The sequence below is a fragment of the Pseudomonas sp. LBUM1657 genome (genome assembly GCF_059716075.1).
On sequence record NZ_CP166799.1, the window covers coordinates 4,212,106 to 4,233,062 of the forward strand.

General features: G+C 53.3%; 17 protein-coding genes and 3 pseudogenes. 8 read left to right on the plus strand and 12 right to left on the minus strand.

Annotated features, from left to right (window positions below; translation table 11 throughout):
- Positions 1 to 4: 4 nt before the first annotated feature.
- Entirely contained in the window at positions 5 to 922 is a 918-nt protein-coding gene (locus ACA055_RS19505; protein WP_497684453.1) for a 1-aminocyclopropane-1-carboxylate deaminase/D-cysteine desulfhydrase, read from the minus strand.
- A 156-nt stretch (positions 923 to 1,078) separates the two neighbouring features.
- Positions 1,079 to 3,118, minus strand: a complete 2,040-nt coding sequence (locus tag ACA055_RS19510; protein ID WP_497680143.1) for an oxidoreductase — start codon at positions 3,116 to 3,118, stop codon at positions 1,079 to 1,081.
- A 925-nt stretch (positions 3,119 to 4,043) separates the two neighbouring features.
- Here ACA055_RS19510 and ACA055_RS19515 point away from each other — a divergent pair.
- Both ACA055_RS19515 and ACA055_RS19520 read left to right on the plus strand, forming a co-directional pair.
- Positions 4,044 to 4,799 carry an NUDIX hydrolase gene (locus ACA055_RS19515; RefSeq protein ID WP_497680144.1) on the plus strand — a complete coding sequence of 252 codons (756 nt, stop codon included), beginning with the start codon at positions 4,044 to 4,046 and terminating at the stop codon, positions 4,797 to 4,799.
- A 109-nt stretch (positions 4,800 to 4,908) separates the two neighbouring features.
- Positions 4,909 to 5,527, plus strand: a pseudogene (locus tag ACA055_RS19520) (tyrosine-type recombinase/integrase).
- A gap of 121 nt (positions 5,528 to 5,648) precedes the next feature.
- Here ACA055_RS19520 and ACA055_RS19525 read toward each other — a convergent pair.
- Positions 5,649 to 5,999: a hypothetical protein gene (locus ACA055_RS19525; protein WP_497680145.1), complete on the minus strand. Its 351-nt coding sequence runs from the start codon at positions 5,997 to 5,999 to the stop codon at positions 5,649 to 5,651.
- A 112-nt stretch (positions 6,000 to 6,111) separates the two neighbouring features.
- Between ACA055_RS19525 and ACA055_RS19530 the strand changes: the two genes are divergently transcribed.
- The 4 genes from ACA055_RS19530 to ACA055_RS19545 are packed head-to-tail and all read left to right on the plus strand — an operon-like array spanning position 6,112 to position 9,738.
- On the plus strand, positions 6,112 to 7,677 hold the full coding sequence (locus ACA055_RS19530; protein WP_497680146.1) for a recombinase family protein: 1,566 nt from the start codon (positions 6,112 to 6,114) through the stop codon (positions 7,675 to 7,677).
- The gene (locus ACA055_RS19535; RefSeq protein ID WP_497680147.1) at positions 7,674 to 8,585 is read left to right on the plus strand and encodes a ParB/RepB/Spo0J family partition protein; all 912 of its coding nucleotides are present in this window, start codon (positions 7,674 to 7,676) and stop codon (positions 8,583 to 8,585) included. The genes ACA055_RS19530 and ACA055_RS19535 overlap by 4 nt, the downstream gene beginning before the upstream one ends.
- Complete coding sequence (locus tag ACA055_RS19540) at positions 8,585 to 9,487, plus strand: plasmid partitioning protein RepB C-terminal domain-containing protein (protein ID WP_497680148.1); 903 nt, start codon at positions 8,585 to 8,587, stop codon at positions 9,485 to 9,487. The genes ACA055_RS19535 and ACA055_RS19540 overlap by 1 nt, the downstream gene beginning before the upstream one ends.
- A gap of 41 nt (positions 9,488 to 9,528) precedes the next feature.
- Positions 9,529 to 9,738 carry a hypothetical protein gene (locus tag ACA055_RS19545; RefSeq protein WP_497680149.1) on the plus strand — a complete coding sequence of 70 codons (210 nt, stop codon included), beginning with the start codon at positions 9,529 to 9,531 and terminating at the stop codon, positions 9,736 to 9,738.
- A 185-nt stretch (positions 9,739 to 9,923) separates the two neighbouring features.
- Here ACA055_RS19545 and ACA055_RS19550 read toward each other — a convergent pair.
- The 4 genes and pseudogenes from ACA055_RS19550 to ACA055_RS19565 form a co-directional block, all read right to left on the minus strand.
- A pseudogene (locus ACA055_RS19550) lies at positions 9,924 to 10,726 on the minus strand (transposase); the annotation flags it as partial.
- A 404-nt stretch (positions 10,727 to 11,130) separates the two neighbouring features.
- On the minus strand, positions 11,131 to 12,036 hold the full coding sequence (locus tag ACA055_RS19555) for a plasmid partitioning protein RepB C-terminal domain-containing protein (protein ID WP_497680150.1): 906 nt from the start codon (positions 12,034 to 12,036) through the stop codon (positions 11,131 to 11,133).
- Positions 12,037 to 12,038: 2 nt separating this feature from the next.
- Positions 12,039 to 12,953, minus strand: coding sequence for a plasmid partitioning protein RepB C-terminal domain-containing protein (locus tag ACA055_RS19560; RefSeq protein ID WP_497680151.1), 915 nt, complete (start codon positions 12,951 to 12,953; stop codon positions 12,039 to 12,041).
- Complete coding sequence (locus tag ACA055_RS19565; protein ID WP_497680152.1) at positions 12,950 to 14,515, minus strand: recombinase family protein; 1,566 nt, start codon at positions 14,513 to 14,515, stop codon at positions 12,950 to 12,952. The genes ACA055_RS19560 and ACA055_RS19565 overlap by 4 nt, the downstream gene beginning before the upstream one ends.
- Positions 14,516 to 14,631: 116 nt before the next feature.
- On the opposite strand from ACA055_RS19565, the gene ACA055_RS19570 reads away from it, so the two are divergent.
- Both ACA055_RS19570 and ACA055_RS19575 read left to right on the plus strand, forming a co-directional pair.
- The gene (locus ACA055_RS19570) at positions 14,632 to 14,991 is read left to right on the plus strand and encodes a hypothetical protein (RefSeq protein ID WP_497680153.1); all 360 of its coding nucleotides are present in this window, start codon (positions 14,632 to 14,634) and stop codon (positions 14,989 to 14,991) included.
- 66 nt (positions 14,992 to 15,057) lie between these two features.
- Positions 15,058 to 15,288: a hypothetical protein gene (locus ACA055_RS19575; protein ID WP_497680154.1), complete on the plus strand. Its 231-nt coding sequence runs from the start codon at positions 15,058 to 15,060 to the stop codon at positions 15,286 to 15,288.
- Positions 15,289 to 15,798: 510 nt separating this feature from the next.
- On the opposite strand, the gene ACA055_RS19580 is transcribed toward ACA055_RS19575, so the two are convergent.
- From ACA055_RS19580 to ACA055_RS19600, 5 genes and pseudogenes are all read right to left on the minus strand, one after another.
- Complete coding sequence (locus ACA055_RS19580; RefSeq protein ID WP_497684454.1) at positions 15,799 to 16,017, minus strand: HNH/ENDO VII family nuclease; 219 nt, start codon at positions 16,015 to 16,017, stop codon at positions 15,799 to 15,801.
- Positions 16,018 to 16,075: 58 nt separating this feature from the next.
- Complete coding sequence (locus tag ACA055_RS19585) at positions 16,076 to 16,471, minus strand: imm11 family protein (protein WP_497680155.1); 396 nt, start codon at positions 16,469 to 16,471, stop codon at positions 16,076 to 16,078.
- A gap of 287 nt (positions 16,472 to 16,758) precedes the next feature.
- Positions 16,759 to 17,073, minus strand: a complete 315-nt coding sequence (locus ACA055_RS19590) for a DUF7716 domain-containing protein (RefSeq protein ID WP_169374135.1) — start codon at positions 17,071 to 17,073, stop codon at positions 16,759 to 16,761.
- Between the two features lie 391 nt (positions 17,074 to 17,464).
- A pseudogene (locus ACA055_RS19595) lies at positions 17,465 to 20,079 on the minus strand (RHS repeat-associated core domain-containing protein); the annotation flags it as partial.
- A gap of 401 nt (positions 20,080 to 20,480) precedes the next feature.
- Positions 20,481 to 20,951 (minus strand): SMI1/KNR4 family protein, encoded by a 471-nt coding sequence (locus ACA055_RS19600; protein WP_497680156.1) that lies wholly within the window; start codon positions 20,949 to 20,951, stop codon positions 20,481 to 20,483.
- Positions 20,952 to 20,957 lie beyond the last annotated feature (6 nt).

Sequence of the window (20,957 nt, forward strand, 5' to 3'; positions counted from 1 at the left end):
GCGCTCATTGAAATCCCCGGCGACCCTGCAAGCCGCCGGTGTGGATGAAGATCAGCCGCGTCCCTTGCGCAAATCTCCCTGCCTCGACGTGCTGCTTGAGCGCCAGCAACGCTTTGCCGGTGTACAGCGGCTCAAGGGGAATGCCGATGGCCTGTTCGGTCTGTTCGATGAACTCGAGTAACGGCGGATCGACTTTGGCAAAACCACCACGGCAGGCGTCGAACAGTTCATACGCGGGATCGACCACTCCCGCTTCCTGCACAATTTTCTCAACCCACTGCGCCACGCCATGATCGTCGGGGACTGCCAACGCGCCGTACACCGGGTGTTCACCCGCTTCGGCCAATACCAGGCCGGCCAGGGTCGTACCGGTTCCGCAGGCCAGCCACCAGCCGTCGTAATCACTCCAGCCCAATCCGTTGAGTTGCTCGCCCACTTGCGCCTTCAGTTGCATGCAACCACGCGCGCCAGGCAAACCGCCGCCCCCTTCCGGTACGGGGTGACACATCGGGTAGCGCGCCTGCCACGGCAACCAGAAATCCGCGTCGTGCCGCGCTCGATAACCGCCATAACCTAGCCAGTGCAACTGCATGCCGAACGCCTGCAAATCCTTCACCGTTGGCGTTTCCTGTGGATGTCCGCGCAGCAGGCCGACGGTGGTGAAACCGAAGCGTTTACCGGCGGCAGCCAGCGCATGCAGATGATTGGAATGAGCGCCACCAAGGCTGATGATGCCTTCGGCACCGGCGAGGTCAGCGGCTTTGAGGTGCTCGATGAGTTTGAACCACTTGTTGCCGCTGATCAGCGGGTCGATCTGGTCCAGACGCAGGATCGCGAGTTCAATGCCGAAGGCGGTGAGCCAGTCGAGATGGAGGGGTTCGAGGGGGGCTTGGGGAAACCAGTTGGCAGGAGGAGAAAGCATCGGCGTCTGATTGTGCTCGGAAAGAGCCAGCATTCTAGTCGCTCAAAGGCAGCCTTCGCGAGCAAGCCCGCTCCCACACTTGATCTTCGGTAGGTCACAGATCAAATGTGGGAGCGGGCTTGCTCGCGAAGGCCATTGGCACGCTCGACCTGCGTATTACAACTCAGCCGCCAGACGCGAACCCTGGTTGATCGCCCGCTTGGCATCCAGCTCCGCCGCCACATCCGCGCCACCGATCAGATGCACGTTCTGCCCCGCCGCCAGCAGACCGTCGTGCAACTCACGCAGCGGGTCCTGCCCGGCGCAGATCACGATGTTGTCCACCGGCAGCACTTGCGGCTCGCCGGTTTCGCCGATGCGGATGTGCAGGCCTTCGTCGTCGATCTTCAGGTACTCGACACTGTTGAGCATCTGTACACGCTTGTTCTTAAGCCCCGTGCGGTGAATCCAGCCGGTGGTCTTGCCCAGACCGTCACCGACCTTGGACTTCTTGCGTTGCAGCAGGAACACCTCACGAGCCGGCGCATGGGGCTCAGCCTTGATACCGGCGACACCGCCGCGCGCTTCAAGATGCGTATCGATACCCCACTCTTTCCAGAACGCATCGCGATCCTGGCTGGTGGCGATACCTTGGTGAACCAGGAATTCCGACACGTCGAAACCGATCCCGCCAGCACCGATCACCGCAACGCGTTTGCCCACAGGCTTGCGCTCGAGAATGACGTCCAGGTAGCTCAGCACCTTAGTGTTCTCGACACCCGGAATCGCAGGCGTACGCGGCGCAATGCCGGTGGCCAGGATGATCTCGTCGTAACCGCCGTTAATTAACTGCGCAACATCGACACGGGTGTTCAAGCACACCTCGACGTTGGTGGTCTGCAATTTGCGATTGAAATAACGCAGGGTTTCGAAGAACTCTTCCTTGCCCGGTACACGCTTGGCGATGTTGAACTGGCCGCCGATTTCGCTGGCCGAATCAAACAACGTCACTTGATGACCACGCTCGGCTGCCACGGTCGCCGCTGAAAGCCCAGCAGGACCGGCACCGACCACGGCGATTTTCTTGATCTGCTGCACCGGCAGGTAATTGAGTTCAGTTTCATGGCACGCCCGCGGGTTCACCAGGCAGCTGGTCAACTTGCCACCGAAGGTGTGGTCCAGGCAGGCCTGGTTGCAACCGATGCAGGTGTTGATTTCGTCGCTACGGCCCGCGGCGGCCTTGTTGACAAAATCTGGGTCGGCGAGGAACGGCCGCGCCATGGACACCATGTCGGCGTCGCCTTCGGCCAGAATCTGCTCGGCCACTTCCGGGGTGTTGATGCGGTTGGTGGTGATCAGCGGAATACTCACTGAACCGCGCAGCTTGGCCGTAACTTTACTGAACGCGCCACGCGGCACCTTGGTGGCGATGGTCGGAATCCGCGCTTCGTGCCAGCCGATACCGGTGTTGATAATGGTCGCCCCCGCCTGCTCGATGGCCTTGGCCAACTGCACGATCTCTTCCCAGGTGCTGCCGCCTTCCACCAGGTCGAGCATCGACAAGCGGAAAATGATGATGAAGTTCGGACCTACTGCTTCGCGTACACGGCGGACGATTTCCACCGGCAGGCGCATGCGGTTTTCGTAGCTGCCGCCCCAGCGGTCGGTGCGGTGGTTGGTGTGCGCCGCGAGGAACTGGTTAATGAAATAACCTTCGGAGCCCATGATCTCGACACCGTCGTACTCGGCGTGTTGCGCCAGGGTCGAACAGGTGACGAAGTCGCTGATCTGTTTCTCGATGCCTTCCTCGTCCAGCTCTTTAGGCTTGAACGGGTTGATCGGCGCCTGGATGGCACTCGGCGCGACTTGCTTCGGACTGTAGGCATAACGTCCGGCGTGAAGAATCTGCATGCAAATCTTGCCGCCCGCCTCGTGCACCGCGCGCGTCACGATCCGGTGCTTGAGCGCTTCTTCTTCCGTGGTCAACTTGGCCGCACCGGAATACACGCCGCCCTCGTCGTTCGGGCCAATACCGCCAGTGACCATCAGGCCAACGCCGCCCCGGGCACGTTCAGCGAAATACGCCGCCATGCGCTCGAAACCACCGGGCTTTTCCTCAAGACCGGTGTGCATCGAACCCATCAGGGTGCGATTGCGCAACGTGGTAAAACCCAGGTCCAGCGGGGCTAACAGGTGCGGATAATGAGTGGCGGCCATCGGTAACTCCACAACGAGCGATCACGGAAAAAATGTGGGCGCTCTTTGGCGCCCCTCTGTCATGTGTAACAGACTATGAGCACTCCCTTGGCCGCTCAATGACCGTAACTGACAACTTATTGATCCAAATGCGCAGCGCCCCTTGGCAAGCGCCGGTATGGGCCCTACCCTAGTCGCGAACCCTGCCATGAGTTTTCACTACGATTGGAATTCTTTTCATTAAGAATGGAATCAGCCAACCATAGCCAGCCGTGTCGTGAAAACCTTAAACGCCAGCATGGGCGCCGTTTGTGAAAGGTTTTATGTCGTGATGTTGGGCAATTGCTAGAAGAATTTCCGCGGTGCGGCGCTGAACAGCCGCAATCCGAAGCACACCTCCAGCTTGGAGACACTCTTGGCCCCGCAGTTGGCACCGCTCAAGCATCAAGCGGTCTTGGCGAAGCTACCGACTCCGGCACCGCACACAAAGCATTCGATACACCTGAAGGTTTCCATAGATGTCACTATAAACTTTGGGTTTACACAGCTTATTGCAATTACCGGCTACCTTCCCTTCAGTGGTCATTAGAAAATAAAATGAAGTCTTTAGTTTTTAAAATGGGAAAGCAAACCCACCCAATTCGCGACAGGCGGGAATCGGCCGATTGTGTTGAAAAAGTCGACCCGGGCAGGATGCTCATGCATTGAGCGGTGAAAACGCCTTTTTTGCGCGCTGCCACGTCAATTCTGAGCCCTGATCCGTCTGCTCAAAACACGGATTTAAATCTCAGACGCGTGCTTTTCTGCCGTGGAAACCGAAGCCGACTTTTTCAACAGAATCGGCCAATAACAGTCATTGCGGCAAAAGATTTGTGTAGGTTGAGCCCGCCAGACACGTCGATGCTCTAGAATCGCTCTTGGAAATAAAAGGCGAAGGGAGACGCTGATGAGATTTGAGCTAGATCGATTTAATGGAGTCGTGATCGACCCGACTTCACTGCCGCCAGACATTAATGATCTGATCATTGATCTCGACGAATTAGTCACCTATTTGATGCGGCAGAGAAAATCGCTTGCCTGGATCTCAGTCCCGATTGCGTCCGCAGCAAGCATTCCTCTTTTCATCAATGCAGGCTTTACGTTCCATAGCTGCCTGCGAGATGAGCTGACTTTGGTTCGACAACCGGAATATCCAACCTTCGTACCGTATGTCCCAACACATACCATTGGTGCAGGTGCCATCGTCCTGAGCGACACAAACGAAATCTTGGTCGTAAAAGAACGGGGTAGCAAAGGATTCAAGCTGCCCGGCGGTCACGTCGAAGCAACAGAACGAATTCAAGATTCAATCCAGCGAGAAGTGCTGGAAGAAACAGGAATCGATGCAAAATTTGAGTCAATTGTCGGTTTTACGACCAAACACCCCTATCAGTTTGGCAAATCAAACCTCCATTTCATCTGCCAGATGAGAGCCTTGACGCATGCTATTAACATCTTGGACGTTGATGAGATCGAGGACGCAAAATGGATTTCGCTGAACTCGTACATTTCGGACCCCACCAACAGCCTCTCAAATCGCGAGATGATTAGCCGTGTTGCTTTCAGCTCAGGGCTGATGGCAACGGACGTTTCAGGGAATAACGGACCGCACCGCAAACATGAAATTTTTATGGCCGTGCCTGCGGTAGTGGCCCATCTTTAACGCCGTTCTCAGAGTGCTCATATCAAATATGACCGCTTGGGGTCGGTTAGCGACCTCCGCTCATTGTGACTGATCCACCCTTGTCCTCCCTCAACGTGGAGGACGAGCCATGAACATTATTGCTAAAAACAGACATCAGCCTTGGAACAAGGGAAAGCTTGTCAGACAGAAAGCCCCGCTTCGAGTCAGGGATATCTGGGCCATTCGGGTCAGACTCATCCAGCTTGCGGAGAAGATACGGGATCTGGCGCTTTTCAACTTGGCTATTGACAGCAAACTGCGTGCCTGTGATTTAACCACGCTGCGTGTACGGGACATTGCTCATGGGGACCATGTGTCGTCACGGGCCATCGTGATGCAGCAGAAAACTAAACGTCCAGTGCAATTTGAAATCACTGAACAGACCCGAACGGTCCTAGAAGCTTGGATGCAACAGGCCCACCTTCGCAGCGACAACTTCTTGTTTCCGAGTCGACTGCACATCTCAAATCATCTCTCAACCAGGCAATACGCTCGAATAGTCAAAGCATGGGTGACCGCTGTTGGCCTCATCTTTGTACGGTACTCATACACTACGGCGAACCAAGGCATCACTGATCTATCGCAGGACGAAAAACCTGAGAGCAGTGCAACTCCTGCTAGGTCATACGAAGCTTGAAAGTACCGTCAGGTACCTGGGAATTGAGGTAGATGATGAACTTGAAATGGCAGAACAGACGGAAGTCTAACTTCCACTGCGACGGTCGAGGTTCGACCGTCGCTGCTAGCCCAAATGCGATCCCTTTGCGATTTCGGCAGGTAGCGTCTCCGGTCTCACGTCGCGCAGATGAATCAAATAAATCGCTTTCTTCATTCACGTCGCCCCTGACATAGACATAAATCAATACCCTCTAAAACCGACTGAAGTTTTTGCCTAAGCATAGGTAGCTCCGATGCAGTCAATGCGTCGGGTCTCTCTGCCATACCAAGAAATGCTGCTAGTGCTAAGTCAGAGTGCTTGACCAACGCGACCAGATGCTCGCCGCTGGGCCCATTACTTCCAGCCAACCAATTCTTGACCGTTCGTTCATTCGCGTTCGTCCAGCGCATCAGTATTTTTGTCGCCTGATGCGTTCCTCCAAGCTCCATATGCAGGGCTCTTGCGATACCGGCGGCGTACTGTTTTTGGGCCAGAAAAGAATTGCCCTTTTTCGTGAACATTTTTCCCTCCCCAGTCTTCTACCTTCTTTAAGAGCTATTTTCGAAAAACGAAGTGCCTGATCACGGCTTGATGACGCCCTAGTGGCCGTGGGTCAGGTTGAGGATGTTGTCGATGCAAAAACTCACTGGCGCGGGTGTTGCTCACAACGAATCAAGCACGGCCTTGGCGGCTGCGTATGTCCGCATGTCGACAGAACACCAGCAGTACTCAACCGAGAATCAGCTCGACACCATTCGCCTATACGCAGTAACCCATGATCTTGAGATCACCAAGGTTTATACCGACGCGGGCAAAAGCGGCCTACGCCTGGAGGGACGTGATGCGCTGAAGCAACTGTTCTTCGACGTGGAAAGCGGTCGTGCCGATTACGCCACTGTCCTGGTCTATGACGTTAGCCGCTGGGGGCGCTTTCAGGATCCTGATGTGAGCGCGAGCTACGAGGTTCGTTGCCGGCAGGCCGGTGTCTCCGTTCAATACTGTGCAGAGCAATTCACCAACGACGGATCGCCTGTCTCCAACATCGTTAAGAGCGTGAAGCGGATGATGGCAGGCGAGTACAGTCGCGAACTGTCAGTGAAAGTCTTTGCCGGACAGTCTCGACTTATCGAGTTGGGATACCGCCAAGGTGGCCCAGCAGGGTTTGGGCTCCGGCGGCAGTTGGTAGATAGTCACGGCTCACCCAAAAATGAGCTGCAGATAGGCGAACACAAAAGCATCCAGACAGACCGAGTGATTCTGGTGCCGGGCCCACCGGGCGAAGTAGAAATGGTGCAGCACATCTATCGATTGTTCGTGGAGGAAGGCAGAAGTGAACGTGAGATAGCCGACTGGTTGAATGCCCAGGGAGTACTCAACGACCGTGCAAGATCGTGGTCTCGAGGCACAGTGCATCAGGTGTTGATCAATGAAAAATACGTTGGCAACAATGTTTGGAATCACAGCTCCTTCAAGCTAAAACAGACGCGTGTAGAGAACCCACCTGAAGAGTGGATTCGGGCAAACGGCGCCTTCCGCCCTATCGTGAATTCCATCCTATTTAAGGCGGCTCAATCGATCATCGAAACGCGTTCCTATCGGATGCCCGATGATGAAATGCTGCAGGTGCTCCAGGCCATCTACCAACGTAGCGGATACCTATCGAGCCTGGTGATTGATGAGGCTGAAGGTTGCCCCTCTAGCAGTGCCTACCAGCATCGATTTGGAAGCCTGCTTCGCTGCTACACCCTGATTGGGTATACGCCGGCCCGCGACTACCAGTACATCGAAGCCAACAAGCGACTCCGGCAAATGCACCCACTGCTCCTTCAGCAAACCACTTCAAAAATTGCAGAAGTTGGCGGAAAAGTCACGGTCGACCCTCGCACTGATTTAATGCTGGTCAACGAGGAAGTAACAATCTCTCTCGTCCTCAGCCGATGTCAGGTGTCTCCAGGGGGCAACAAACGATGGAACATACGCTTTGATTTCGGCTTGAGCCCCGACATCACCGTCGCTGTGCGGATGAAGGAGCAAGAAGAAGTAGCCTTGGACTATTACATCCTGCCTGCTATCGACATTGAGACCCCTCGCCTGCGCCTTGCTGAAAGCAATCAGGCCAGCCTCGAAATCTACCGGTTCGACACTCTCGATATCCTTTCTGAGCTATCGCGCCGCACTGATCACAGGAGAGTGGCATGACGGCAATTCAAACCCACCGTAGAGCTCTGATGCACGTCGCGGAAGAGACGACGATTCAGCTAATTTCACTTGATGATATTCGGGTGCTCAACCCACGAGCACGTAATAAACAAGTGTTTGCCAGACTGGTGGAGAACATTTCGGCGCTAGGTCTCAAGCGGCCCATTACCGTTGCACCGACGACTAGCGGAACCGAGCCTTTTGAAATTGTTTGTGGCCAAGGTCGCTTCGAAGCGTTTCAAGCGTTGGGGGAGAAAACAATTCCCTGCATCGTGGTCAGTGCCAGCGAAGCGGATCGGTACCTGATCGGCTTGGTTGAGAACCTGGCGCGCCGAAAACATTCGAACCGCGAGCTTTTGACATCAATTCAAATCCTTTCGGATCGTGGATACACCTGCCAGCAGATAGCTGACAAAACCTGCTTGGATTCAGGCTACATACACGGAATTCTTGTGCTATTGCGCCAAGGAGAAGAGCGCCTAATTGCTGCGGTCGAGAAAGGTTGGTTATCCATAAAATTGGCGATGGAAATTGCCCGCTCCAAGGATGTTGATCTCCAAAAGGCCATGATGGAAGCCTACGAAAGCGGAGTACTCAAAGGCGAGCAGCTAATGAGGGTTCGTCGCCTTATTGATAAAAGGAAAACCTTCGGCAAGCGCTATGGACAGCAAGCGCCGCGTACGGAAAAGCCGACACCTCAAAAGCTTCTGCACACCTACCAGTTAGAAGTTCGACGCCAAAAAGTGATGATCAAAAAGTCGGATATCAATGAGCAACGGCTACTGATCATTGTCACGACAATGCGCAAACTGCTGGCCGATGATTACTTCAGGACGTTGCTTCGTAACGCAGAAATGCCGAACATGCCCAAACCCCTGGCCGACCGGATTTTTGGAGAGGCGCAGTGATGACAGAGATCAAACAGGCATTCGAGCAGCGAGTCATTGCGATTCCCCTGGAGCGGATCCTACCCTCGCGTAGGGTCGAACAACTAATACCCGGAAGTAAAAAGTACGCCAGCATTTTGAGCTCAATAAAAGAACTCGGAGTCGTTGAACCGTTGGTGGTTCACCCCAAACCGATCATCGCGGATGGAGTTTCTTCGTTCATGCTCTTGGATGGGCATTTTCGCCTAGAGGCGCTCAAGGCATTAGGGGCAATTGAGGCGCTATGCCTGATTTCTACCGACGATGAGGGCTTCACCTACAATCGGCAAATCAACCGACTGACACCGATTCAAGAACATAAAATGATCATCTCTGCGCTGAAGAAAGGCATTGAAGCCGCTCGCATTGCCGCAGTGCTTGGGATGAATGTCGATAAAGTTCATGAGAGAGAGAACTTACTGAAAGGCATTGCTCCAGAGGTTGCGGAGATGCTCAAGGTTCGCATGGTTTCGCAGGATGTGTTTCGTGCCCTTCGCCTGATGAAGCCTATCCGACAGATTGAAACTGTGGAAATGATGATCTCAGCCAACTGTTTTACGCGAAATTACGCGCGAATGGTCTTGGCGGCGTCGCGACCAGAGATGCTGGTGGAAGTTAAGAAAAAACCAAGTGATGTCAGTGCGGTGGATATCGCACGGATGGAACGAGAGATGGAGAACCTGCAACATGATTACAAGCAGGTTGAAGACACGCTGGGCGAGACGATGTTGGTCTTGGTTGTGGCCAAAGGATATCTCGTCCGCATGCTTCGCAATGAAGCTATTGCCGGCTATCTGAGCCGCTACTATGCAGAACTGCTGGAGGAGCTGGTATCCATCATGGAAGCGGTAACCTCAGACGCCAGACAGCTTGAACGGGAATAACTCTGGCCTGCTACGCTTTCCACTTCCACGGAGGAATTACAATGTCGAACGCAGATCTGCTCCCTTCCCTTCTTTTCAAGATCAACCAAAATCAGCTCGCCCTCGAAGCCGCCATCATGGAGCTCACTCTCTGGATCGAGCAGCGCGGATCTGCGGAAGTGGCCGGCAATGTTCGCGGTGCACTTGAGGCGATTGGTCGAAACGAAGAATTCATCAACATGGCGTTAGCAATATTAACTGCAGCTGAATGACCTCTTCCTGACAGACTGCAATCGGCCGATTGTGTTGAAAAAGTCGGATTTTCCCTTCTCCTGAACTCACGCACGATCACCACCGGAGAACCTACTCACCACATCGAGTGGTTTTTCGGCCCTTCGTTGACCTTTGCTGCTCTGTTAATGGGTTAGTTTGAGGTTTTTGCTTCGTGCAGGCGCACCTATCCCGTGACCGGTGGACCTTGAGAGGTAAATTTGGCCAGTCGGCGCAGGTTCTGCACCGCAGCGGCCAGCGTGAACTCATCGGTCGCACCGCTCATGCCACGTAGTCGCAAGCGATCCAGTTTCAGGATGCGTTTGAGATGGGCAAACAACATTTCGACCTTTTTACGCTCGTGGCGAGAGCGCTGATACGCCGGCGTCGCTGCGATGCGCCGAGCCACATCACGAGCGGCTTCATGGACGCTGCGAGCGATCTTGCGAAACGCAGTGTTCGGGCAACACTTGGCCTTCATCGGACAGGCTACGCAGTCGGCCTGTCGGGATCGGAAGATGATGGTGTTGGCTTTTGTGACATGCGAACGCTCGTTTCTGAAGGCTCGCCATTCGCTGCGTAATACGTTGCCGGCTGGGCAGCGGTATTCCTCGGCCGCTTCATTCCAGTGGAAATCGTTACTCGAAAAGCTGTCGTTCTTGCGCTCAGTTTTGTCCCACACCGGCACATGCGGCTCGATGTCTTTTTCCTCCACCATCCAGGCCAGCATCGGCGCGGTACCGTAAGCGGTATCGCCAATGAGGCGTTCCGGCTTGATGTCGAACTTCGCTTCGACCCGATCGATCATCGTCTTGGTGCTCTCGACTTCTGCGGTTCGATGAGCCGGTGTGGGTTCCACATCCATGATTACGCCGTGCTCGGTATCGATCAGATAATTCGTGGAGTAAGCGTAGAAAGCTGGGCCGCCTGGAGCAGCGGTCCAGCGGTCCAGCGGGTCTGAGGATCTGTCAGCGACAGGCGCTTCGGTACCGGCGAGCGTCAGCGTCTCCATCTGCCGCCTATCATTGCGGGCAGCTGTCGGCCGATTGTGTTGAAAAAGTCGGTTTCTCCAAACTGCTCGAAAATTGATGGGTGGAAACACCTCTTTTGCGCGCTGCTACGTGAAATCTGAGCAAGGAAGCCACTGCCGAAAGTTAGGATTTCAATCTACGACGCGTACTTTTCTGCCCTGGAAACCGAAGCCGACTTTTTCAACAGAATCGGCCAAATGCAGTCATTGAGAAACTAGATACTGATTTGCAAACAGAAGCTCTAGGTTTACGCCGAGCTATCAGACCGAGCCCTCAACACAGCCTCAGAATTTGGCAACTCTCTGTGACTCGCTCCAGATCCATCTGGGGTATTTGAAAATATCTATATCCTCACTGGGTCGGTCACTCCCGCTCAGGCTTTCTGGCGTCGGAGCTGACTGCTTCCATGATCGCGCTCAGCTCCTCCAGGAGTTCTCCGTGGCAGCGTTTCAAATAGCCGGATATGGTTTCATTGCGTAGCAGACGGGCGAGGTAGCCCTTGGCTACGACCAAAAACAGCATCGTCTCCCCCAACGTGTCCTCAACAACCTTGTAATCGTGAAACAGTTTTTCCATCTCGCGCTCCATCCGCGCCAGTTCTTCGACGCTAACCTCGGCGGAGAGCTTGGATTTCTTTTCGATCAACATGTCTGGGCGTGTAGCCGCAAGTACCATGTCGGCATAGGTTTGGGTGAAGCAGTTGGCGGACACCATCAGCTCCACGGTTTCAATTTGGCGCATTGGTTTCATTTTTCTTAATGTGCGGAACACGCCATGGCTGACCATTTTGACTTTGAGCATTTCCACCACTTCGGGTGCAATACCATCGAGCAAGCGTTGCCGTTCATGGATGCGCTCAATGTTGATGCCCAATACCTTGGCGATGAGGGCGGGAGATATGCCTTTACGGACAGCGGTGAGAATCATCTTGTGCTCTTGCACAGGTGTTAAGCGGTTAATTTGCCGGTTGTAGGTGAAGCCTTCGTCATCGGTTGACAACAGGCACAGGGCTTCACGGGCGCCCAGTGCTTTCAGGGCGTGTAGGCGAAGGTGGCCGTCGAGTAGCACGAAGGCTGGCGCGCCCTCCACGTTGGTCTGTTGCCGATGCACCGCGAGCGGCTCGATGACGCCCAACTCCCGAATGGATGTCAGGATGGTTGAGTATTTTTTGGTCTGCTCTATATCCTTATCCAGAGATCGGGTCGGGAGAATTCGGTCGAGTGGGACCGGGATGATCTCCCGCTCAAAGGCTTGTTTTACCTGACCCATGATCACCCCTCTCCTAGTATGCGGTCAGCCAATGACTTCGGCATGTCCGAGATGTTTTCGCTGCGAAGCAGCGTGCAGAAATAGTCGTCGGCCAGCAGTCGGCGCATGGCGGTGACGATGATCAATACGCGTTGCTCATTGATGTCGGCTTTTTTAATCATGACTTGCTGTCGCCTGACCTCAGTTTGGTAGGTACTCAGGAGTTTTTGAGGCGTCGTCGGTTGGTCGACGGCTGAACGCTGTTGACCGTAGTGTTTTCCTAAGGCACGACGCCTATCGATCAGGCGCCTGACCTTGATCAACTGCTCACCTTTCAGGACACCTGTTTCGTAGGCTTCCACCATTGCGACCTGTACTTCGGTATCACTTGATCTAGCGACCATCGTTGCGAGGGTGATCGGTAACCAGCCCTTTTCGACTGCGGCGATGAGCCGTTCCTCTCCCTGACGTAAGAGCAGCAGGATGGCGTTGATGTATGTGGGATCCAGACTGGTTTTGATGCTGATTTGTTTAGTTGTGTAGCCGCGTTCAGACAGGATTTGGATGGAGTAGAGCAAGTCCTTATTCGAGTGTTTACGGCGTGCAAGGTTTTCGACCAGGCTGATGAGAAACCGGTCTGCTTCACTGGCACTGACGACAACACAGGGTATTTCTTGCTCGCCCAGTGCACAAAAGGCTTCGTATCGGCCTTGCCCGCAGACGAGCTCGAAAAATCCAGTATTGTCCTGGCCGCTGCTGGGCGTGACCGTAATCGGGCGCTTCAGGCCCAGGCTCGAAATGTTTTCGACCAGCTTGGCAAACACCTGTTTGTTACGCGCTCGTGGATTGAGGACGCGGATACGATCCAGGCTGATTATTTGGACGGTGGTGGCTTCCCCCACGTGGTGTGGGCTTCGAGGGTGTTGCGGCATATTCATGCGGCTCTCCCAATGATAGTGCGACGAGACAGTTGCGCGAGTGCTTCGAGGCTGTCGTAGCGATAGATTTCCAGATCGGAGGCGTTGGATTCTCTCAGCCGAATATTTGGCTGCTGAATATCGAGAGTCGGCAGAATGTAGTAGTCGCGGGCGATCTCTTCACCTGGCTCCATTCGTACGGCAACGGTGATATCCGGTGAGAGTCCAAGATCGAAGCGTATTTTCCATCGACTTGCTCCCGAGCCACTGCGCTGACAGCGGCAAAGGACGAGAGAGATCAGCAGTTCTTCGTTCACTTGAAGCAGGTCGCTGATGGGGTCGATGGCGACTCTTCCCCCGACTTGCTGAATATGCTCCACCGTTCGAGCCAGTAGCAGCGGATGCATCAGTCGAAGTTGATGGTTGGCGGCGACATAGTCGTAGTCCCGCGAGGGGGTGTAGCCAATGAGAGAGTACGTGCGAAGAAGGCTGCCGAAACGATATTGATAAGCGGTGCTGGAAGGGCAGTCGTCAGACTCATTGATGATCAGGCCGGATAAATACCCGGCTTTCTCATACAATTTTTTTAGCCTTTCCAGCATTTCGGCATCGGGCATACGATAGCTGCGTGACTGGATGATCTCGCGCGCGGCGGCGAATAGTACGTGATCGACTAAGGCCGGAAAGACACCGTCCGCGCGTATCCATTGGTCTGGCTCATTACGCACATGCTCTTGTTTAAGTTTGAAGGAGCACCGGTTCCAGACGTTGTTGCCGATGTACTTTTCGTTGGTCAGGACCTGATGTACGCCACCTTTGGTCCATGGCCTGGCCAAGTCATTCTGAAGTCCTCGACTATTCAATTGCTGGGCGATCTCAGTCTCCGAGTAACCCGCTTCAACAAATCGTTGGTAGATCCAATGAACGGTTGCAACCTCTTCGGGTGGCCCAGGAACTAGCCTTACTCGGTCGGTTTGGATGCTTTTGTGTTCGCCTATTGCTAGTTCCGCTTTAGGGTTGCCAACCGAGTCCACCAACTGACGCCTGAGCCCGTAGCCCGCTATCCCTCCCTGCCGGTACCCCAACTGGATAAGTCGGGATTGCCCCGCGAAGACTTTGACGGACAGCTCCCGACTGTACTCGCCAGCCATCATTCGCTTCAGGCTTTTGACGATGTTAGAAACGGGAGAGCCGTCATTTGAAAATTGCTCCGCGCAGTAGTGAACCAAGACACCTGCCTGTCGGCAACGGACCTCGAAGCTGGCGGCCAAATCCGGATCTTGAAAGCGCCCCCACCGGCTGACGTCGTATACGAGAATGGTCGAAAAACCGAGCGCTCCGCTCTCAACATCGCTGAACAGCTGAATTAACCCATCGCGTCCTTCCAGGCGAAGGCCACTTTTTCCGGCGTCGGTATAAATTCTGACGATTTCGAGAGAATGCGCCGCCGCGTAAAGCTTGATTGTGTCTAGCTGGTTTTCAGTTGAGTACTGCTGATGTTCTGTGGACATCCGGACATAAGCCGCTGCCAGGCCTGGGTCTTGGCGTGAGTTTTCTGAGTGAGCAATTTTACGACTGCGCATACGCAATAGCCCCTGCGTGCATCCACACTGGACGTGCGCCGTTGGGGCGTACCCGTTCTGCTGGCTACTCAAGCAAGCGGTGTGTCTTTCAACCATAGAGGATCAAAGGGGGAAAAATGTTTCCTAAAAAGGGCAAAACTTTTCCGGACAGACAAGAGTATGCGTCGGGGTTGGCGGTAGCATTACAAGGTGAGTTGGGCTCGACGCACCAAGCCGTCAAGACACTGATGAGATGGACGAATGCAAACGAACGGACTGCCAAAAACTGGTTAAAAGGGACTTGCGGCCCTCGTGGGGAACATCTAGCCCGTCTTGTTCAGCACTCCGACGCCGCATTGGCAACATTCCTCGAGATGGCCAAGCGAAATAGCGCTGTAATGCGCACAACGCTTCCCTCATTGAGGAATGATCTGATGCGGGCGGTGAGTGCAATTGACTGTTGCTTGTCCGCTGTGAACGAACCAGATGCGGATTAACGTGGTTTTGTTTTGGGCTCTCGTGTTCGTCGGTTCGTCTAGTTTTCCAAAGATGACATTACATCTGTGCTCCAAGGAGGAATCGCGACGCCAAACTCAGACCTGCTGCCTTCACTGCTCTTCAAGCTCAATGAAAACCAACTCGCCCTGGAAGCCGCGATTATGGAACTAACAAGTTGGCTTGAGCAGCGAGGATCCGTCGATGTCGCTTACAATGCGCGCGGCGCCTTGACTGTAATCGACCGCAATGAGGATTTCATCAAGATGACGCTGGCTGTGATGATGACGCCGGAGTGACTGCAATCGTCCACCACTGGCGGCTTTGGGTCGTTCTCTGGCGGTAGTGTCAGGCAGAAACCGGCCCAGAGTGTGTAAAAACGCTAGATCCCGTTTCGATCTTCAAGGCTGAGTGGCTGTCCGGCTTCGTAGCCTGATCAAGGCACGATGTCCCTTCCTGATGAGCTCACCACTAATAAAAGTAGGTCCATCTTCCACATGAAGATAGAATTGACTAAAGTCAGTTGAAAGATCAACACCTAACTTTTTAAGCTCCTCTTCATAATCCGAACTAGCATCATCATACCACCAACCTTGCTGCTTACAATAATCTACAACTTTTTAGATATCATTTTTTCACCCGCAATTCATAGAGCCTTTAGAGCCCCCAGAGTTTCTATTTTTTACTTCCGACTGCGCACGCCCTTTCCAATACGCCTCCCGATCTCCATTAAATAGATCCCTATCCACAGGATTGATCGGATGCTGACCAGGCAGATGAGGATGGAGCGCATTAGTTTTACCAGATTTCTAATGCGTGTCAGCGGATAATTCAAAAAGAGAGCCTAAGCCGTCTTGTTTTGAATGGTGCAAATTAAGTTGTGAATAGCTTCCGTTCTTAACTACAAACGGACTTCTCCCCTCAGAGGCTAAATCCAAGTTAGTTCTGATACCACCCCGAGTATTAACTGGCAAGTCCCAATCGATAGCTTGCTGATAAACCGTGTGGACACTACCAGACGGAGCCATAAATGTAGACGGTGCGAAGAACCAGGTCAATCCATAAGGGTCTATCCATCCAGTCGAGTTAGGTGCATAGCCTTAAAAACGCAACAGCTTGATCAGAACACACTACGTGAGAACTGCTTTCCAGAGCCCGAAAAATATTACTGACTGGATCTTTATCAAGCAGGGCAATGCTATTAAACTTCTTGGGACCTTCAGGCATAGACCTGGCCAGTGGTTTATGAATAGACTGAGCCATATCAAAAGCCGACTCGGACCTCAGATAATTAATTATAAAATAATCATTATAGCCTTCACCATTTATGGTGACGTCTATGCGAATAAGCTGTACATCATCGGCCAATGCTAAAGAATTAATAATATCTGCAAGCCTAGAGCTTACCAAATCCGGCCCATCGCTAAATAAATAGTCGTACCGGCGAATAGCCGCGACAGAAACCTTATTCTTCAACGTCATTTTTGGAGCAGGCTTAGAGGCAGAAATCTTTTTACACTCATGAAACTTCAAGTGATCAAGGCTATGCTCGTGACCATAAGAAAACCAGTAGTTATCTGGTTAATTATTTGAAGGTGTCAGCAGTTTCATTAACACACTCCTGCCCTGATAGAGTTTTTATTTAGCCCTAGCGGGACGCCCAACTCACCCAGCCCAATCACGTCAAGATGTGTCTTAATGAGCTTCAAAGAGCTGCGCTTGCCGCTAACGAGCAAGCGCATTGCTCTTGCTTCTAAAAACTGAAAGACTTATAAAACAATGAACGCATCATTTTCAAAGTAAAACTTAAACGCTTCAAAATACTCATCAATTGTTGGGCTAGGTAACTGCTGATCAAGATTTGAAATCACATCTTCAATTGATGCTTTATCAAGTGATGCCTTCCATCCCTCGCTAGCTACCTGTGGAGGAAGGTAATCCGTTGAGTCGGGCGGAAAATCCCAACTATCTAAAGAAAATGCTCCTTTCGTATCCAACGTCCATGTCGTAGCTGGCAAATAAAACCATGTCTCTGGCATCTGCCCGATATTCTCTAAAACTTCTCTAATACTATAGGTTTTCATACTCACCTCAACACGCAGAGTCTTGCAATTTTTTGAAGCCACCCTGCTGATTAGGATGGAGGCTTTGCTGTACCGGTCCGGCCGCCTGATGCTGAGCCCTAGGTATCAACTCGATATCCTTAGGAGTCTGAGCATTATGGTGCCAAGAATGATTTGGCGGACTGGTTTGCTTAAATCCTCCTCTAAGCCCAGGCTGAATATGCGTCACCACTTCAGGTGGAAGAGAGGATTTCAGCTCTGGATATTTTAACGTCCGATTGTATAACTCTTCGTTTGCATACCGGAAGTGTACCGGCCGGTCAGACGCATGAATTTCTGATGGCATTTCCACACTGGTCCACACACTATACTGACTGCTCGATAGCGGCCTGCCGCTTCCATCTATTCCAGTCCATCCAAGAGGATCGATCCAACCAGTAGGACTCGTAACGTATCGATAAAGGTTGAGTCCACCATCCAGCCCAATCGGATCCTGCGTTATAAAGCGCCCAACCTGCGGATCGTAATACCTAAACGTATTGTAATGCAGCCCCGTCTCATCATCGAAATACTGACCCTGAAACCTCAGGTTCTGCTCAACCTCGTTCACCGCCAGCGTTTCGATGGACCCCACGCCTTGTACGTCGCCTGCCAAACGATCTGGCCCTCGGCGTCAGTCATCTCCAGCGGCGTGCCGATCTGGTCGGTGTGGAAGTAGTAGAGCTTTTGCTCCTCGCCTTCGCTTTGATCAACGCGGGCCAACGGCGCATAGCTGCCGGGCTCGTAGATGTAGAGGCTGCTCTGCCCAGGCGCTTCCTCGCGCAGCATACGCAGGCCTTGCCAGAGGAAGATTTTGTGCTGGGTATTGCTAACGGTTGAGGTCTTGCCTACCCGTCGACCGAGGCTGTCATAGCGATACGCGCCAATACTTTCGAGCTTGCTGTTAACCAGTGTTTCCGCTTTGACGAGGCGGTTTTCACAGTCGTAGCTAAAGGTCTGCAGGGTAGTCAGACCAACGCGTTTCTCGATCAAGTTGCCCCATGGGTCGTAACTGTACTCCTGATCGCGCCACTGGTTAATCCGGTTGTCTTTGACGTGATCGAACTGACTGGTGTTGAAGTTCAACCGGTTCGCCGCCGCGTCGTAGCGGAACTCTTCACTGTCCACCAACTTGCCGGTGTCACGGCTGTGCAGTTGGCCATTGGCTTCGTAGTCGTACTTGATCTCGCCGCGCAACTTGTCGAGGGTGCGGGTCAGTTCGCCGGCGGGGTCGTACTGGTGACGGCGGTGGATCGGGTTGTAGGCGTGTTCTACCAATAGGTCAGGCTGGATGCCCGGGTTAAGAATTTGCGAGAGCTTCTCTGCCGGCAAGGTCGAGGCGAACTGCCAGGCTTTGCGCCCCATCGCGTCATAGCCAAAACAACTGGTGAGCTGGCCTTGGGTGCGCAGGACTTCGCGGTGCAGGTCATCGCGCTCCATGTCGCTGATGAGCTGGCCGTCGAGGTTGAGTTGATGCAGGTGGCCGCTGCCGTAATACAGGTGGTTCAGGTGCTGGCCTGTTGGCAGCGTCAGCGTGGTCAGGTTGCTCAGCGGATCGTAGTCGTAGGACAGAGCCCCTTGGGGTATGGTCTCCTTGATCAGACGGCCCAGCAGGTCGTAGGAGAAATCGAGTTTTTCTTCGCTGACGCCGAGTTTTTTGCCGGCGGTTGTCGGTAAACGATTGATGGACAGCAAGCGATCGCCGTCGTCGTAGGTGTAGTCCTGGCGGGCATCGGCGTTGAGCTTGGCGAGCAGTCGGCCGAATTCGGTATGACGCTGTGGGCGTTCGCCGCGCTCGCCGTAGCCAATTTCATCCACCCGTGTGAGGTGCCCGCCGAGGTTGTAGCTAAACTGGCGCGTCAGGTTGTCGATGCGGTTTTCTTCGATCAAGCGATCGGACGCGTCGTAGGCAAACTGGTAGGCCGCGTTGTTCTCGTTGACCAATGCTGTCAGCCTAATGGCCTGATCGTATTCGTAGCGGATGCGCTGGCCTTTGGCGTCCTGACGGCTGCTCGGCAGGCCTCGGGCGGTGCGCAGCAGGCGCGTGGTCTGGCCTTTGCCGTCGGTGTGCGTCAGCACTTGGCCGAGGGCATTGTAGGTAAACGACTCGGCGCTGCCGTCCGGGTGCTGGATGCGCAGCACTTCGCCGTCGGGTTTGCGTTCCAGGGTGGTGGTCTGGTTCAGGGCGTCGGTGACGGCGACGAGGTGATGGCGTTCGTCGAAGCGGTAGTGGGTGTTTTTGCCCGAGCAATCCTGGAAGCGTTCAACCTGGGCCAGGGTGTTCCACCACAGGTATTTGGACTTTTGCGTGGCATCGATGAGGGTGTGGGGCAGGCCGTCGTCGCTGTTGAGGTATTCGGTTTTGTGGCCCAGCGCGTCGACTTCGGCGATGAGGTTGCCTTTGACGTCGTAGCGGGCTTTCCAGGTGCTGCCGTCGGGGTAATCGACCTGCGTGACCAGGGTCGTCAGGTGGTGATACTGGTACTTGATCTTGCGCCCGAGCGGGTCGGTTTCTTCCAGCAGTCGCGCGTACTCGTCGTACTTGAGCTTGACGACATTGCCGTCTGGCAGGGTGAGGCCAGTCATGTTGCCGTTGTCGTCGATGTCGATGACGTAGTGCTCGCCACCGAAGTCGCGACTGGCGGTGACGCGATGATCGCCGTTGTAGTGAATTTCAGCTTCGCGCCCGAGCACATCGGTAACCCAGGTGGTGCGGACCGTCACGTCATAGCGGAAATGAAAATGCTCGCCATCGCTGGTCCAGTGTTCCACCACGCGAGGCTGGTCGCCGATAGTCTGCCAGCGGTAATTGCAGGTCAGGCCGAGGGCGTTACTGTGACTGGCCATGACGCCATCGATGTAGCTGAAGCGGCGGACCGAATCGTTGTTGCGATTGATCACCTCGATGAGCTGGCCATTGTCGTCGTAGCGATACTGCGCCAGGGTTTCGACGGCCTGGTTGTCGACGATGCGTTTGACGTCGGCCAACGTTATTACACAACTGAATAGCTGAAATGCAATACAGCCCCTCAATAATTAATTTTTAAAGAACCAGAATATGGTCACAACAGAAGAACATTCAACATTTTTGATTTCGTTTTAATACATCACAAAGGTGAGCGCTTCCATTTATCATCATAAGTCATACTTTCTTTTTTCTTTATCATGTGCATCCTCGACTCGCCATCGAACACTACTCCTATCGTAGATTTAACTGGACCTCATTGACTGCCGAGGGCTTCTAGAAGCGCCAGCATGAATAGGTTTCAGCGTTACACTCAGGAATACTCTCATCTAGTGTCCTCATTCCCGATATCCCACCCAGCAAGGCCACACCAAGAGCCATATAACCCTGCTGTGCAGATTATGAATAGTCCATCGCCAAGACTTTAAAGCTCAATGATAGACTGTCGAATCGTGTCACGAAAAAAATCTTCAAAGCTTTGAAAAATAATAGATTTTTCCCCATCCCTCTTGAAGGAAAGCTCCGTCAGCACAACTACCGGCTCACCTGTTTCTCCAATAATAGAAGTATCAATAGAGTATATAGGACCATATCCCGAAGACTTTATGACAATCATATTCTCGTCAGCATCTCCAAGAGACCGTGCGTCCTGTGTAGCAAATAAAACGCTAGGGACGGAAGTGGCGCCTAAACCGCTTTTTGTGATCCCGTAATATGTATCTCCAGCAAATGACAAAGCTCCGAATTTTTTAAGAAACAACCTATACGAAGTCGGAAAACTGACACCAAGCCTCTTTTCAAATTCAGCTATCATTGTGTCACTTGCGCCACCCGCATATGCCGGATCATCACTAGAAGCATTGATCTCGGATTCAATTAAATCAACATAGCTCATAAGGCA

Excerpts from the sequence above, each read along its gene's own strand:
- ACA055_RS19505 (WP_497684453.1), bottom strand. The coding sequence starts at position 922 with ATGCTTTCTCCTCCTGCCAACTGGTTTCCCCAAGCCCCCCTCGAACCC.
- ACA055_RS19510 (WP_497680143.1), bottom strand. The coding sequence starts at position 3,118 with ATGGCCGCCACTCATTATCCGCACCTGTTAGCCCCGCTGGACCTGGGT.
- ACA055_RS19565 (WP_497680152.1), bottom strand. The coding sequence starts at position 14,515 with ATGCGCAGTCGTAAAATTGCTCACTCAGAAAACTCACGCCAAGACCCA.
- ACA055_RS19560 (WP_497680151.1), bottom strand. The coding sequence starts at position 12,953 with ATGAATATGCCGCAACACCCTCGAAGCCCACACCACGTGGGGGAAGCC.
- ACA055_RS19525 (WP_497680145.1), bottom strand. The coding sequence starts at position 5,999 with ATGTTCACGAAAAAGGGCAATTCTTTTCTGGCCCAAAAACAGTACGCC.
- ACA055_RS19570 (WP_497680153.1), top strand. The coding sequence starts at position 14,632 with ATGTTTCCTAAAAAGGGCAAAACTTTTCCGGACAGACAAGAGTATGCG.
- ACA055_RS19530 (WP_497680146.1), top strand. The coding sequence starts at position 6,112 with ATGCAAAAACTCACTGGCGCGGGTGTTGCTCACAACGAATCAAGCACG.
- ACA055_RS19585 (WP_497680155.1), bottom strand. The coding sequence starts at position 16,471 with ATGACGTTGAAGAATAAGGTTTCTGTCGCGGCTATTCGCCGGTACGAC.
- ACA055_RS19590 (WP_169374135.1), bottom strand. The coding sequence starts at position 17,073 with ATGAAAACCTATAGTATTAGAGAAGTTTTAGAGAATATCGGGCAGATG.
- ACA055_RS19515 (WP_497680144.1), top strand. The coding sequence starts at position 4,044 with ATGAGATTTGAGCTAGATCGATTTAATGGAGTCGTGATCGACCCGACT.
- ACA055_RS19600 (WP_497680156.1), bottom strand. The coding sequence starts at position 20,951 with ATGAGCTATGTTGATTTAATTGAATCCGAGATCAATGCTTCTAGTGAT.
- ACA055_RS19545 (WP_497680149.1), top strand. The coding sequence starts at position 9,529 with ATGTCGAACGCAGATCTGCTCCCTTCCCTTCTTTTCAAGATCAACCAA.
- ACA055_RS19555 (WP_497680150.1), bottom strand. The coding sequence starts at position 12,036 with ATGGGTCAGGTAAAACAAGCCTTTGAGCGGGAGATCATCCCGGTCCCA.
- ACA055_RS19535 (WP_497680147.1), top strand. The coding sequence starts at position 7,674 with ATGACGGCAATTCAAACCCACCGTAGAGCTCTGATGCACGTCGCGGAA.
- ACA055_RS19580 (WP_497684454.1), bottom strand. The coding sequence starts at position 16,017 with ATGGCTCCGTCTGGTAGTGTCCACACGGTTTATCAGCAAGCTATCGAT.
- ACA055_RS19540 (WP_497680148.1), top strand. The coding sequence starts at position 8,585 with ATGACAGAGATCAAACAGGCATTCGAGCAGCGAGTCATTGCGATTCCC.